Source organism: Dehalococcoidia bacterium (genome assembly GCA_040902535.1).
Taxonomy (GTDB): Bacteria; Chloroflexota; Dehalococcoidia; order DSTF01; family JACRBR01; genus JBBDXD01.
The window spans coordinates 13,267-27,068 of the sequence record JBBDXD010000014.1 but is presented as its reverse complement, the minus strand read 5'-3'; the positions used below and the strand labels follow the sequence as shown (position 1 = coordinate 27,068).

Annotated in this window: 13 protein-coding genes; 3 read left to right on the top strand and 10 right to left on the bottom strand. The window is 65.1% G+C overall.

What is annotated here, in order from left to right:
- Window positions 1-10 precede the first annotated feature (10 nt).
- From eno to WEB52_06410, 3 genes are read left to right on the top strand one after another with little or no spacing between them, the layout of a single operon-like run.
- Window positions 11-1,303 carry a phosphopyruvate hydratase gene (gene eno, locus WEB52_06420; GenBank protein MEX2226064.1) on the top strand — a complete coding sequence of 431 codons (1,293 nt, stop codon included), beginning with the start codon at window positions 11-13 and terminating at the stop codon, window positions 1,301-1,303.
- 36 nt (window positions 1,304-1,339) lie between these two features.
- Window positions 1,340-2,071: a DnaJ domain-containing protein gene (locus WEB52_06415; GenBank protein MEX2226063.1), complete on the top strand. Its 732-nt coding sequence runs from the start codon at window positions 1,340-1,342 to the stop codon at window positions 2,069-2,071.
- Complete coding sequence (locus WEB52_06410) at window positions 2,071-2,961, top strand: hypothetical protein (protein ID MEX2226062.1); 891 nt, start codon at window positions 2,071-2,073, stop codon at window positions 2,959-2,961. Before WEB52_06415 ends, WEB52_06410 begins: the two co-directional genes overlap by 1 nt.
- Here the strand turns inward: WEB52_06410 and WEB52_06405 are convergent, their stop codons facing one another.
- The 10 genes from WEB52_06405 to frr all read right to left on the bottom strand — a co-directional run bounded on the left by WEB52_06405 (window position 2,962) and on the right by frr (window position 13,783).
- Window positions 2,962-4,554: a glycerol-3-phosphate dehydrogenase/oxidase gene (locus WEB52_06405; GenBank protein MEX2226061.1), complete on the bottom strand. Its 1,593-nt coding sequence runs from the start codon at window positions 4,552-4,554 to the stop codon at window positions 2,962-2,964.
- Entirely contained in the window at window positions 4,551-6,044 is a 1,494-nt protein-coding gene (glpK, locus tag WEB52_06400; protein MEX2226060.1) for a glycerol kinase GlpK, read from the bottom strand. The genes WEB52_06405 and glpK overlap by 4 nt, the downstream gene beginning before the upstream one ends.
- A 37-nt stretch (window positions 6,045-6,081) precedes the next feature.
- Window positions 6,082-7,002 (bottom strand): hypothetical protein, encoded by a 921-nt coding sequence (locus WEB52_06395; protein ID MEX2226059.1) that lies wholly within the window; start codon window positions 7,000-7,002, stop codon window positions 6,082-6,084.
- Window positions 6,999-7,808 (bottom strand): methyltransferase, encoded by an 810-nt coding sequence (locus tag WEB52_06390; protein ID MEX2226058.1) that lies wholly within the window; start codon window positions 7,806-7,808, stop codon window positions 6,999-7,001. The genes WEB52_06395 and WEB52_06390 overlap by 4 nt, the downstream gene beginning before the upstream one ends.
- A 69-nt stretch (window positions 7,809-7,877) precedes the next feature.
- Window positions 7,878-9,023 carry a flavodoxin-dependent (E)-4-hydroxy-3-methylbut-2-enyl-diphosphate synthase gene (ispG, locus tag WEB52_06385; protein MEX2226057.1) on the bottom strand — a complete coding sequence of 382 codons (1,146 nt, stop codon included), beginning with the start codon at window positions 9,021-9,023 and terminating at the stop codon, window positions 7,878-7,880.
- Window positions 9,023-10,408 carry a M50 family metallopeptidase gene (locus tag WEB52_06380; GenBank protein MEX2226056.1) on the bottom strand — a complete coding sequence of 462 codons (1,386 nt, stop codon included), beginning with the start codon at window positions 10,406-10,408 and terminating at the stop codon, window positions 9,023-9,025. The genes ispG and WEB52_06380 overlap by 1 nt, the downstream gene beginning before the upstream one ends.
- A 40-nt stretch (window positions 10,409-10,448) precedes the next feature.
- A complete protein-coding gene (locus WEB52_06375; protein ID MEX2226055.1) occupies window positions 10,449-11,621 on the bottom strand; it encodes a 1-deoxy-D-xylulose-5-phosphate reductoisomerase in 1,173 nt (390 codons plus the stop codon).
- Window positions 11,606-12,394 carry a phosphatidate cytidylyltransferase gene (locus WEB52_06370; protein MEX2226054.1) on the bottom strand — a complete coding sequence of 263 codons (789 nt, stop codon included), beginning with the start codon at window positions 12,392-12,394 and terminating at the stop codon, window positions 11,606-11,608. The genes WEB52_06375 and WEB52_06370 overlap by 16 nt, the downstream gene beginning before the upstream one ends.
- Window positions 12,395-13,132 (bottom strand): polyprenyl diphosphate synthase, encoded by a 738-nt coding sequence (gene uppS / locus WEB52_06365; protein ID MEX2226053.1) that lies wholly within the window; start codon window positions 13,130-13,132, stop codon window positions 12,395-12,397.
- A gap of 96 nt (window positions 13,133-13,228) precedes the next feature.
- On the bottom strand, window positions 13,229-13,783 hold the full coding sequence (gene frr, locus WEB52_06360; GenBank protein MEX2226052.1) for a ribosome recycling factor: 555 nt from the start codon (window positions 13,781-13,783) through the stop codon (window positions 13,229-13,231).
- Window positions 13,784-13,802: the final 19 nt, after the last annotated feature.

Sequence of the window (13,802 nt, the reverse complement as noted above, 5' to 3'; positions counted from 1 at the left end):
AAGGGAACACGTGGCAGAGATAGCAAGCGTCCACGCTCGCGAGATCCTTGATTCGCGCGGCAATCCGACGATCGAAGTCGACGTGCGACTGTCCGACGGCGCCTTCGGGCGCGCGGGCGTTCCTTCGGGCGCGAGCACGGGCGAGTACGAAGCCGCCGAGCTGCGTGACGGCGATCGACGCCGGTATGGCGGCAAGGGTGTGCTGACGGCCGTGGTCAACGTGAACCGTGAGATCGAGCCCGCGATCATCGGAATGTCCGCGGGCGACCAGGCAGGGCTGGACCGCAAGCTCGTCGAACTCGATGGCACGGCGGACAAGGGCCGTCTTGGCGCCAACGCGATCCTCGGCGTATCACTGGCGAATGCACGCGCAGCGGCGGCTTCGGCCGGCGAGCCGTTATGGCGCTATCTGGGCGGCCCCACCGCGAGCCTGCTCCCCGTCCCGATGTTCAACATCCTCAACGGCGGTAAGCATGCCACGGACTCGACCGACTTCCAGGAGTTCATGGTGATGCCCCTCGGCGCACCGAATTACAAGGAAGGCCTGCGCTGGGCCGTCGAGGTGTACCACGCGCTTGCTGCTGTGCTGCAGAAGATGGGCCATCAGACGAATGTCGGCGATGAAGGCGGCTTCGCGCCTTCGCTCGGTGGCAACGAACCGGCGATCGACGTCATCCTCCAGGCGATCGCGAAAGCGGGCTTCGATCCCGGGAAGGATCTCGCAATCGCGCTCGACCCGGCATCGAGCGAGCTGTGGGACGCGAAGCAGGAGCGGTACGTGCTGTCGAGGGAGGGCATGTCGCTCACCAGCGACGAATTGGCGCAGCACTGGGAATCGTGGTGTGAGCAATTTCCTATCGTGAGTATCGAAGATGGCATGGCGGAGGACGACTGGCGCGGCTGGGCCGTGCTTTCGCAGCGCCTCGGCGAGCGCGTGCAACTTGTCGGCGACGACCTGTTTGTCACCAACACCAGACGGATAGAACGGGGCATCCGCGAGCGATCGGCGAACAGCGTGCTGATCAAGGTCAATCAGATAGGCACGCTTACGGAGACGCTCGAAGCGATTCGCATGGCATCCGACGCCGGCTGGACGTCGGTGATGAGCCACCGCAGCGGCGAGACCGAGGACACGACGATCGCCGATCTGGCGGTGGCTACAGGTATCGGCCAGGCGAAGATGGGCGCACCGGCGCGCTCGGACCGGACAGCAAAGTACAACCAGCTCCTGCGGATCGAAGAAGAACTCGGCCGCAATGGCCGATACGCTGGATGGAGCGCGCTGAAGGTCACTCGCCCCTAGCGCCGCCTACGCAGCGCCGTTCGATACCATGAAGGCGTGAGGAACCCCGAATCCGACCACTACGCGACGCTTGACCTGCCGCGCACAGCTACGCAGGACGAGATCAAGCGGCGTTATCGCCGCCTGATGCGAGAGGTGCATCCCGACGCAAACGTCAGCGACCCGGAAGCGACGCGCAAGGCCGCGCGCATCAATCACGCCTTCGAGACGCTCGGCGACCCGGTGAAACGGCGTACCTACGACGAACAGCGGGCGCCGGCGGTCGTGAAGCCGCGTTCCACGCGCATGCGAAACGACCGGATGTACGCGCACTGGGCAGAGCAGGAGGACTGGGAAGACATCGTCGCGGCGAACGTGCCCGGTAGGCGCGCGGCGCACGCTCATTCGACCGAGCCTCTCATCGCACCGCTCGAGATCGAAGTTGACATGGCGGAACTGCGTGCGTCGGCGCGTGTGCGGCGCACGATCCGCATCACGAATCGTTGCGCCTGTACGCTCACCGGCGACGTATCGACATCCGAGCCGTGGGTGTGGGGGCCCGTCGGCAAGCTTACGGCCGGCCCCGGCGAGACGATCGAGTTCCCCATTGAGGTCGTCGCGCGAAAGGTGACGTTCCCGGGGATCGCGCGTGCGCTGTTTGTCGGCAACCAGTGGACGGGCGTCATCCCGGTGAAGATTGCCGGCTACGAGCCGACGAAGCGACGCGTGGTGCCCGCGACCGACAGCGCCTACGTCCGTCAGCGCCGCCGCCGCTGGACGCGTCGCTGATGGTGCAGCCACCGTACCCGACCCCGGGCCAGCGCGTCAGCGGCGTCGACTTCCCGGAGACGTACGCGCTTCCGGCCAGGCCCGACGACGCTGCGTCTGCCGCCGCGCAGGACGCCTATCGCCAGACCGCGTTCGTACTCGGGGACGACCTGCGGATCTTCGCCGATGGCATGAACCTGCAGCTCCGGATCCTCAACGACTCGTCGCACTCACGCTTTCGCACGCATGCCTACGCCGCTGTCGTCGGCCAATGGTCCCGGACGTTTAGCGCACTCGCCGATGCTGCACTGCTCGTCACGCGCGGCTCCTACGTCAGCGTTCCGAATCTCGTCCGAGCGGCGTGCGAACTGCTCGCGGCGCAGCATCAGGTCGTGCACCAGGAGATGGGCGAGTTCATCGGCTGGATGCTGGGCCACCTGAAACCCGACGAAGCCTACAAGGCGTTCGACGTCGGGATGGGCCACTTCTTCGCCGGCACGACGCTGGCGGCTGATGAGCAGCTACGCGTCGTGTATCGCGCATCGAGCGATCTTGGCCGCCCGAACTTCGGCGCTACGCTGCTCGAGATCGGGCCGGAGTCCAACAACCTGCGTCTTGCCTACACGTTTGGCGAGGCGGCCTTCCACGTTGGGTGGGCAGAGATCGAGCTCGGATGGCTCCTGCGCCTCAACGAGCGGCAGGTCGCGGTCGCGGTACACATGCCGGATGTATTGAATATCACGCCAGAGGCGCACGACGCCTACGGTGACTACGCGGCTGGCGTGAACGAGGCCCTCTCGAGCCGCAGCCGAGCGCACATCGAGGAAGTGGAGCAGGATGGCTTCAAGCGCTGGCTCGTCCAAAACTTTCGCCGGCAGCCATCCGGCGCGCCGAAGAAGTACTTGCTCTAGCTACTGCGAGATCGCATCGAGCGGCACCAGCGTCTGCCGCAACTCCTCTTGATACGCATCGATAGCGCGCAGACGCTCCGACGCATCCCATCCCAGGCGCTCGGCCATCACCTCGGCGACTCGTTCGACTCCATCAAACGCGTGCCCCTTCGCCCAGCCCGAGGGCAACCGGCGCAGCAGGACATCGGCAATCGTCACCGCATGCTCGCGGTCGATGGCGTATGCCACCTGCGCGAGCAGTTCCGGGTTCTCATCGGACATCGGCTCGTTCAGGCGCGGCTCGGCGCCGGCGAGCGCGCGCACTTCATCGGCGCGAGCACCATACAGCGCGAGCGGATCATCGTCGATCCGCGCGTACGCGGATACGGCGCGCGCCTGCGATGGACGCAACGACGGCTGCGGATCGCCGGACGGCTTGACATGCTTCCTCACCGCACCGAGCGCGATGCGGGCCAGGCTTCGATATGTCGTCAACTTTCCTCCGACGATTGTCAGAAGCCCCGCGGGACCGCCGCGCTTCACGTGGTCGATGACGAAATGACTGCGCGTGATCGTGCTCTCGTCATTGCCTGTTGTGTGCGGCAAGGGACGTACGCCTGAGTACGTATACAGCACATGTTCTCGACCAAGCGGCGTCGTCGGGAAGAGGCGATTCGTCTCGTCGATGAGATAGCTGACTTCGGCCGCCGTCGCTCGCGCCGTCGAAGGGTCACCGTCGTAACGCATATCCGTCGTACCGATGAGCGTGCAGCGATACCAGGGCAGGATGAAGAACGGACGTCCGTCCGCCTTCGCCGACGCGAAGATCGCGCGCTTCGGCGCATCGGGCCAGGCCACGACGAGATGGCTGCCCTTCGTGCCTCCGATCAACGGTTCGTGCCGCTCGGCATCGCTGCCGCAAAGCAGGTTGTCGACCCACGGGCCGGTGGCGTTGATGACTACGCCGGCATTGAGTTGCGCTTCATCGTGCGTCAACTCATCTCGCGCGATGACGCCTTGCAGCACGCCGCCGGGTGATACCAGCCGCAGCGCCGATACGTGATTCAGCGCGACGCCGCCGGCGTCCGAGAAGTCGCGTACGGCTTCGATGACGAGGCGCTCAGGAAATTCGACCTGCGCGTCGTGGAAGGTGAAAGCGCCGCGCAGGCCGTCGCGGTTCAGCGCCGGCGCCAACTCATCGATTTTGCGCGATGGAACAGCGCGATGCCGGGGCAGCGATTTTCGAAACGAGAGGATGTCGTACAACACGAGCCCCGCGCGTACCTTCCACGGCGGCCGCTGGTCACCGGCATACACCGGCACCAGCAGTTCAAGCGGCCTCACGAGATGGGCGGCGTCGCGCACAAGCGCTTCTCGCTCAGCGAGCGACTCGTAGACGAGGCCAAACTCACCATGCTCGAGATATCGCAAGCCGCCGTGGATCAGTCTCGTCGCGCGGGACGTGGTGCCGGAGCCGAAGTCATTGCGTTCGATAAGCAGTGTACGAAAGCCGGCGAGCTGCGTTTCCCGCGCGATGCCGGCGCCATTGATACCACCGCCAATGACGATCACGTCGAAGCGGGCAGGCGCGATATCGGCGAGCGATCGTCTCACGAAGCCCAGCCCTTCGCGCGATCCACCGCCCGGCGCCAGCCGTCCACGAGTGCGTCGCGCTCGCCCGCGGGCATGCGCGGCTCGAAGGTGCGGTCTGCGCGCCAGATCCTGCTGATTTCGCTCTGGTCGCGCCAGAATCCTACCGCCAGGCCGGCGAGGTAGGCGGCGCCGAGCGCCGTCGTCTCGGCGGTCGCACAGCGCACGACCGGCCGTTGCAGGATGTCGGCCTGGATCTGCATGAGCAGGTTGTTGCTCGCGGCGCCGCCGTCAACGCGCAGCTCGCGCATCGGTGTGCCGGTTTCGCGTTCCATCAGTTCGACGACATCGAGCGTTTGCAGCGCGATCGACTCAAGCGTGGCACGGGTGATGTGGGCGGCGGTACTACCGCGCGTCAACCCGACGATCGTTCCGCGCGCGTACATATCCCAGTGCGGCGCACCGAGCCCCGCGAACGCCGGCACAACGTATACGCCATCGCTTGTGGGCACCGAGCCGGCCAGCGGCTCGCTATCGGCAGCCGTTCGGATCACGCCGAGCCCGTCGCGTAGCCACTGGATCGCCGCACCGGCGATGAAGATGCTTCCCTCGACGGCGAATCGCTGGGTTCCGGCAATGCGCGATGCGACCGTAGTCAACAGGCCGCGTTTCGAGAATGCCGCCGTTTCCCCGGTGTGCTGGAGGATGAAGCAACCGGTACCGTAAGTATTCTTGGCGGCGCCGGCTTCGAAGCAGCCCTGGCCGAACAATGCGGCTTGCTGGTCGCCGGCGATCCCCGCGATTGGAATCGCCCGCCCGAAGATCGAAGCTTCCGTCTCGGCAACGACACCGCTGCTGTCCACGACGCGCGGCAAGATCGCGCGCGGTATCGCCAGTTCGGAGAGCAGGCGTTCGTCCCAGTCGCCGTCGCGCAGGTTGTAGAGCATCGTTCGCGAAGCGTTCGTCGCATCGATGACGTGCATGCGGCCGCCCGTCAGCTTGTGGATGAGCCACGAATCAACCGTGCCGAACGCCAGCTCGCCTCGCTCGGCACGCTCGGCGATGCCATCGCCGGAGTTGTCGAGGAGCCACCGCACTTTGCTGCCGGAAAAGTATGCGTCGATCAGCAAGCCGGTGCGCGCGCGCACGTCCGTCTCGAGGCCACGGTTGCGCAGGTCTTCGCAGATCGATGCCGTGCGGCGGCACTGCCAGACGACGGCGTCGTTGATGGCGCCGCCCGTCGCGCGGTCCCAGACAATCGTTGTTTCGCGCTGGTTCGTGATGCCGATGGCGGCGACGTCGTCCGCGTTCGCGTCCCGCCCGGCAAGCACCTGGCTGGCGGCTTCCAACTGCGATGACCAGAGCGCTTCCGGATCGTGCGAAACCCATCCGGGCTGGGGGTAGATCTGCGGGAATTCGCGGGAAGCCTGCGCGACGGACCGGCCCTCACGGTCGAACAAGATAGCGCGTGAGCTGGACGTCCCCTGGTCGAGCGCCAGGATATATTCGGGCATGGCGGCAGTGTACGGAAGCTGCCTCCGATGAGCGAGACTAGCCGTCCTCCCATCGCTGCAGGATCGCTTCCTGCTCCGGCGTGTTCCGGACGCGGAGCGCCTCGGCAATGAGCTTCGGACGTCGCCCGCGGTGCAACTGGTCTTCGAGGATGGCCAGCAGTGGCGTGCGGTTCGTGCCGGCAAGCAGCATGCCGGCATACGCATACAGTTCGTCCGAGATCTTTGCGAACATCATCGCCGCAAGCGCTGGATAGCACGCCTGCAGCTCCAGCCGCACGATCGACTCTACGAGCACCGTGCATAACGCATCGTCCTCGCGTTTGATCGCGATGGTGAGCGCGCTCGTCGCGTAACGCTGCACGATCTCCGGTGGCGCCTTTTCGATGAACAGCTCGAAGACGCGCTGTGCGGTCTCGCCGCCGGGGGATCGCAGTAGCCACTGGTAGAGCGCCACGTCATTGCCGGTTCCGGCTAGAAGCTGAAACGCGGTGCTCGCAGGCTCGCTCTCCTCTGGCCCCGCCATATCGTCGAGATGCTCGATGGCGTAGTACGGAAAGACGTCGGGGGCGATCTCGGCGAGCAGCAACAGTCCGTGTACGCGCAACTCCCACGCGATGTCCTCGCCGAACGCCACCTCACGCGCGTCGATTGCTGCTACGCCGACATCGACGTCGCGCGAATCGCGGATCGAGCGCAGCACTTTGATAATCGCGATGCGCTGGATGGCGCCCTGGTCGCGCTTGATGCCGTCCGCGTTCAGCGCGAAGTACAGGTCGCGGAGGCCCAGTCGAAGCTCCGAGTCCGGCCGCTCGACGAGCGCTTCCAACGCGGCCTCGCGGTCCAGGCGTTGCGGCGACGCGAGCATCTCACCGACGAGTTCGCGGAACTTCTTCGCATCGGCGGCCGCGAGCACTTGCAGCCGTGCTCGCGATGCGCTCGCCTGCGGCTTGCGCTTCACGGCCTGGTCGCCTTGATGGAGAACACAAGCGGCACGGAGCCGTCGTGTTGTGTCAGCCGGACACTGCCGTCGTGGGCGACGTGCGTAATAGGCAGGAACTGGTACGTGCTGAACGGGAACTCGTGAAGGAAGTCAATGCGCAGTCCCGCCTCGATCAGGGACGTGACGACGTTACCGAGCGTGTAAGGCCAGTTGTACGTGTCGCGATGCTCCAGATTGGCGTTTCCCACGGCGTACGTGCCATCACCGTCCCACTTGAGCGGTTCCGCTGTCGGAAAGTATGGATAGCGTACGATCAAATCGTCTGCGCCGTCCGAATCATCGAAGATCATGCTCACCGGGTGGAACTCGGCGATGTAAAACGTGCCGCCGGGCCGCACGAAGTGTGCGACGGATCGCGCCCACGCGCCGATGTCGGGCATCCAGCTCAGCACGCCGTACGACGTGAAGACGATGTCGAACTGCCCGTCGAGATTATTCGGCAGGTCGTAGACGTTCGACTGTACCCATCGCGCGTCGAGGTCAGCTTCAACGGCCAGCTGCGCCGCGGTGGCCAGCGCCTGCTTCGAGAAGTCCGCGCCTGTCACGATCGCGCCTTGTCGCGCCCAGGAAAGCGTGTCCATGCCAAAGTGGCACTGCACGTGCAGCAGCGTCTTGCCGCTCACGTCGCCGAGTTCCTGGAGTTCGATGGTCTTCAGCGTGGACGCGCCCGCCCGGAAGTTTGCGACGTCGTAGAACTCAGAAGCCGCGTGCAGCGGCACGACCTCGTCCCAGTGGCGGCGGTTCGCCCCCATGTACTCGTGCACTCGCCCCTCCCACGAAAAACGCCCGGGCGATCGTGCGCGGGCGCGTGCTTGTTCGTCGCGTCGCGGTGCCTAGCGGCCCGGTACTTCCATCAATGGGATCACGTTGTCATCGCCGTGACCGACCGGCGTGTACGTGCCCGCTTCCATCTCCGCGATGATCTTCTCGCCTTCCTCGATGAGCGCCGACATGAACTCCGGCTCGTCGACGGTCTTCACGATTTCGCCCTTGCGGAAGATGACGCCACGGCCCTTCCCGCCGGCGATGCCCAGGTCGGCCATCTTCGCCTCGCCCGGGCCATTGACGACGCAGCCCATAACGGCGACCGTGATCTCCTTGCCGCGCCTCGTGAAGTATTCCTCGACCTTGTTGGCGAGCGGGATCAACTCGATCTCGATGCGGCCGCACGTCGGACAGGCGACCAGCGTGGCGCCGCGCTTGCGAATGTTGAGCGTGTTGAGGATGTCCCAGCAAACGGGCACTTCTTCGACCGGATCCGCCGCCAATGAGACGCGGATCGTGTCGCCGATACCCTCTGCCAGCAGCATGCCGATCCCGATCGCGCTGCGCACCGAGCCCGCCCGCGGCGTGCCAGCTTCCGTGACGCCCAGGTGCAGCGGATACTCGACGAGCTTCGCGATGCGCCGGTACGCCTCGACCATCGTCGGCACGTCGAACGCCTTCATCGATATCTTGATGTCATCGAAGTCCGCATCGTTGAGGACTTTGATCTCCCAGAGCGCCGCTTCCACCATGCGGTCGGGCAACGTCGGCGGCAGTTCGCCGTCCGCCAGTGCGCGGATCGGCGGCAGCGAGCCGGCGTTCACGCCGATGCGAATCGGCATGCCGCGCTCCTTCGCCTTCTGCGCCACGAGCTTCACCTTGTCGACGTCCCGGATGTTGCCCGGATTCAGGCGCAACGCATCGAAACCGGCATCGATGGACGCGAGCGCCCACCGGTAGTCGAAGTGAATGTCGGCGATGATCGGCAGCGGTTTCTGTCGCACGATGTCCGGCAACGCCTCGGCCGCGGCACGGTCTGGCACCGCGATGCGCACCACTTCGCAGCCGGCTTCCTTCAACTCGTCGAGCTGCCGGACCGTCGCGGCGACGTCAGATGTGTCCGTCGCGCACATCGACTGCACGACGACGGCCGCGTCGCCACCGATCTGCACGTCGCCGACGAATACGGGCTTCGAGGTGCGGCGAGGGCTCATCATTGCAGCAGGCTATCTCCACCAATCCAACGCGCGAGATCAAAGTACGTCATCACGAGCGCCAGCACGATCATTGCGGCGAATCCAGCTAAGTGTACCAGCGCTTCTTTCTGCGGATCGATGCGTCGGCCACCTCTTATGAACTCGATGAATATAAACAGCAGGCGGCCGCCGTCGACCATCGGAAGCGGCAGGATGTTCAGTATCGCGAGGCTCATGCTCAACGAAGCCGCGACCGTGATCAGCGGCAGCCAGCCGCCGGCTTCGACGACCTCACCAGTCGCCTGCGCGATGCCGACGGGTCCCGCCAGCGCCGGTCCACCCGTGTCGAAGCCGCGGACCAGGCTCCAGACGGTATTCCGCGTGTAGATGAGCGATTCGAAGCTCAGCCGCAGAGCGTTCGGGAACGCTTCCCACGGCGGCTGCGATCGCGTGCGTACGAACGGCTCGAAGTCCTGGCCCGGGTCGAACCGGTAGCAGTCCGCCGTCGATCCGGGGAACAGTTCGTTCTTCAGCGCAACCGCACGCGCCCGCACGTCCGCATCGAGGTCGGCGCACTGGTTTGCGTTCAGCGGAATGAACCCGAAATCTCGTCCGTCCGAACACGATGCCGGCGCATCGCCCGGCACCTTCTCACGATACTCGGTGAACGCCTCGCGATTGATCTTCTGCAGTTCTACCTTGTCGTCAGCGCTATAGGGCACGAATTGCCCGTGGCGCACGCCCAGGCCGATGCCCGTCATGCCCTGACGCTGCTCCACGCCACACTCATCGACGTACGGTGGAGGATCCCAGCGTGCGTACACGTCTTCGATGACCAGTTCCTGCGGCCCGCTTCGAGGATCCGTGCGCTTCACCGTGAAGTCGATGTTTGACCCCTGGTAGAGCCGGACGAGGTAACTCGCGTCCTGGGCGCTCTCTGCATCGCGTCCGTTGATCGCGAGGATCTGGTCGCCTGCTTGCAGACCGCCCTCTTGCGCGGGGCTATTCGGGATCACCTCGGTGACGATGGCCCCACCTTGTGATACCTCCTGCGGCACCATGAGGCTGACCGCGAAGAGCACGATCGCGGCGATGAGATTCATGACCGCGCCGGACGCGATGATGACGATCCGCTTCCACTTCACCTGCGCGGCGAGGCTTTGCGGATCGCTCGGGTCTTCCTCGCCCAGCATGCGGACGAAGGCACCGAACGGGAGCGCGTTGATCGTGTAGTCCGTCCCGCGCCAGGTGAATCCCCAGATGCGTGGCGGTAGCCCGACCCCTGCCTCGAGCACCTTCACGCCGAAAAGCTTGGCGGTGAAGTAGTGGCCGGCCTCGTGCAGGACGATCAGTCCCAGCAGGATGATGACGAACGGGATGATCGACTGGGTCAGTAGGTCCAAGGGCCCTCGTCAGGTACTACGTCGCGCCGTGGGAGTTGGTTCAACGGTGCCGGCTCGCCGCCGGGGTCTTCGTATGTTCACGCGCGAACTCCCGCGCCCATGCGTCGGCTTCCAGCACTTCGTCGAGTGTAGGATCGGCCCGCCCGGCGTGCGCCGACAGCGTCGCGTCCACCACCTTCGCGATATCCGTGAACCCGAGCGTACCCCGCATGAAGTCTTCGACGGCGACCTCGTCGGCCGCGGCAAGTGCGACGGGCCACGTTCCGCCTTTGGCGCCAGCCTCCAGCGCGAGACGCAGGCACGGATACCGTCCGAGATCTGTTTCTCCGAACGTCAGCGTCCCCTTTCGTGCGAGATGCAGCTTCGGGACGTCGTCACAGGCCGTACGGTCGGGATATGTGAGCGCGCAGAGAATGGGCAGTCGCATGTCCGGCTCGCCGAGCTGCGCCTTCACGCTGCCATCGCTGAACTCCACCATCGAATGCACGATGCTCTCGCGGTGCATGACGATCTCGATGCGATCCATCGGCACGTTAAACAACCAGCGCGCCTCGATCGCCTCGAAGCCCTTGTTCATCAGCGTCGCGGAATCGATCGTGATCTTGCGTCCCATGTCCCACGTCGGGTGGCGAAGCGCTTGCTGCGGCGTCACGCGCGCCAACTCCGAGGCGGAAAGGTCCCTGAAGGCGCCCCCCGAAGCCGTCAGGATGATCTTCTCGACGGCCGCGATGTCCTCACCCCAGAGACATTGCCAGATGGCGCTGTGCTCGCTGTCTACCGGCCGCAGTTCGCCATGCCCCGTTTCCGCCGCCTTCGTGACGATGTGGCCGGCCATGACCAGCACTTCCTTGTTGGCGAGCGCGACGGCCTTTCCCGCGCGCAACGCTGCCAGCGTCGGCATCAAGCCCGCCTTGCCCGCCGTCGCGACGACCACCACGTCAACGCCTGGGTTCGACGCCATCTCTTCCATCGTCGCCCAGCGCGCGGTCCGGCCCGCGGCAGCTTTCACGTCCATGTGCCTGGCATCGTCCTGGCACCAGACGTAGGCCGGCCGAAATTCGCGCGCCTGGTCTTCGAGGAGGGTGTGGTTGGAGCCGCCGGCCAGCGCCACGACGCGAAAACGCCCGGGAAGCCGGCGGATGACATCGAGTGCCTGGCGTCCTATCGAGCCGGTGGACCCGAGAATTGCAACGCCGGTCACAGGATGATCCATTGTGTGAACAAGTATACCAGCGTGAACGTAAACAGGATGGAATCCAGCCTGTCGAGCACGCCGCCGTGCCCGGGAATCAGTTCGCTGGCGTCCTTGATATGCATGGAGCGCTTGATTCCGGATTCCGCGAGGTCGCCAACCGTCGCAGCGAGCGGGAACACTAACCCCAGCAAGACGGCTTGCGACGCTTCAATACGCAGGCCAAGGAAATAATTGAGCAGCAGCACGGCGGCGAAGCCCCCTGCGTAGCCGCCGACAAATCCTTCGACCGTCTTTTTCGGACTGATGGCGGGCGCCAGCGGGTGGCTGCCGAATGCGCGACCCGTGAAGTAGGCGGTCGTATCGACGGAGAACGTGCTGAAGAGCGCCAGGTACACCCAGTCGCGGCCGTTAGGGAAGTCTCGCAGCAGCACGATGAAGCTGCCCAGGAACCCGACGTAGGCGATCCCCCCGATTGTCCACAGCCAATCCGTAAGCATGCGGTCTGCGTCGAACGGGATCAGCGATGCCGCGAGCGTGAGCAGGATTGCGCCCGCCATGAACCAGAGGACCCAGTTGAGCCCGACGTGCGCCCCGCTGGCCATCGCCGCGCAGAAGGCCGCCGCGAGCAGGCTCACGTGATGCAGCCAGCCAAGACGCGGGTGCTGGAACTCCAGAGAGGCGATAGCAAGCGCCGCCGCGACGAACGCCACGTACCAGTTCCCGCCAACGAGAATCAGAAGAAAGATGAGAGGGACGCCGACGACGGCGGTCGCGATCCGCTGCGCTAACACCTACGCGTGGTGCTTCACGCCATTTCGCGCTTCGACGCCGCCGAAGCGCCGTTCCCGGCGCGTGTACGCGTCGAGGGCGCGGTCGATATCGACTTCGTCGAAGTCGGGCCAGTACGTCTCCGTCGCGTAGAACTCTGCGTAAGCCGCTTGCCAGAGCAGGAAGTTGGAGATGCGCGCCTCGCCGCCGGTACGGACGATCAAGTCCGGCTCCGGAAGGCCCGCAGTGAAGAGGTGCGATGCAAACACCTCCTCATCGATCTCCTCCGGCGCCACGCCGGACGCCACGAGCCGCCGCGCCGCCTCGACGATCTCCGCGCGGCCGCCGTAATTGAATGCCAGCGCTACCGTCATCCGGCTATTGTCCTTGGTGAGCGCAATCGCATCCTCGACCTTTGCGCGCAGGTCCGCCGAGAGTGGTTCGAGGCTGCCGATGTGCACGAGCTTCACGCCGCGCTTGTGCAGTTCCTTCACTTCACGGCTTACGACGCGCGGGATGAGCCGGATCAGCGCGTTTACCTCGCGGCGGGGCCGGCTCCAGTTCTCGGTCGAGAACGCGTAGAGCGTCAGCACCTCGACCCCGCGCTCGCCGAATGCCTGGATGATGCGCCGTATATTCTCTGTGCCGGCACGATGGCCCGCGTTGCGGGAGAGCCCCCGCGCCGCCGCCCAGCGCCCGTTGCCGTCCATGATGATCGCAACATGACGCGGCGGTGCCGGGTGGCGCGTAGGCTCATGCAGGGGCGCCGCTTCCGCTTCGCGCTCAGCGGTCGCGCCCTTTGCATTCCGTTTCCCGTTGATGCGCATCAAAGACCCGTTCGGCGCCCGTCGGCAACCCTAGACTTCCAGGAGTTCCTGTTCCTTCGTTTGGCCGTGTCTTTCGATCTCGGCGACGTACTTGTCCGTCAACTTCTGGAGCCGCTCCTGCGCGCGCCGCTCTTCGTCGTCGGAGACCTGCTTGTCGTGTTGGAGCTTACGCAGCTCCTCCAGCGCGTCACGCCGCACGTTGCGCACGGCTACGCGTCCATCTTCGGTCTTCTTGTGTACGACCTTCACCAGATCTTTGCGACGGTCTTCCGTCAGCGCGGGAATGACGAGGCGGATGATGTTGCCGTCGTTCGTCGGATTCAAACCGAGATCTGACTTCTGGATCGCCTTCTCGATAGTGCCGAGCTGCGTCTTATCCCAGGGCTGGATCGTGATCATCCGGGGCTCAGGCGCATTAATCGTCGCTACCTGGTTCAACGGCGTCGGCGCACCGTAGTAGTCGACTTTCAGCGACTCGACCAACGCCGGCCGTGCACGGCCGGTGCGCACTGTGTCCAGTTCGCGGTCCAGCGCAGCGATGGCGCTCTGCATCCGGTGCTCCGCATCACGGAGCGCGTCGTCGATCATCGCTCAGCTTCCTCCG

What these genes read in the sequence shown, in the direction of transcription:
- WEB52_06410 (MEX2226062.1), top strand. Translation starts at nt 2,071, where the DNA reads ATGGTGCAGCCACCGTACCCGACCCCGGGCCAGCGCGTCAGCGGCGTC.
- glpK (MEX2226060.1), bottom strand. Translation starts at nt 6,044, where the DNA reads ATGCCCGAATATATCCTGGCGCTCGACCAGGGGACGTCCAGCTCACGC.
- ispG (MEX2226057.1), bottom strand. Translation starts at nt 9,023, where the DNA reads ATGAGCCCTCGCCGCACCTCGAAGCCCGTATTCGTCGGCGACGTGCAG.
- WEB52_06375 (MEX2226055.1), bottom strand. Translation starts at nt 11,621, where the DNA reads ATGGATCATCCTGTGACCGGCGTTGCAATTCTCGGGTCCACCGGCTCG.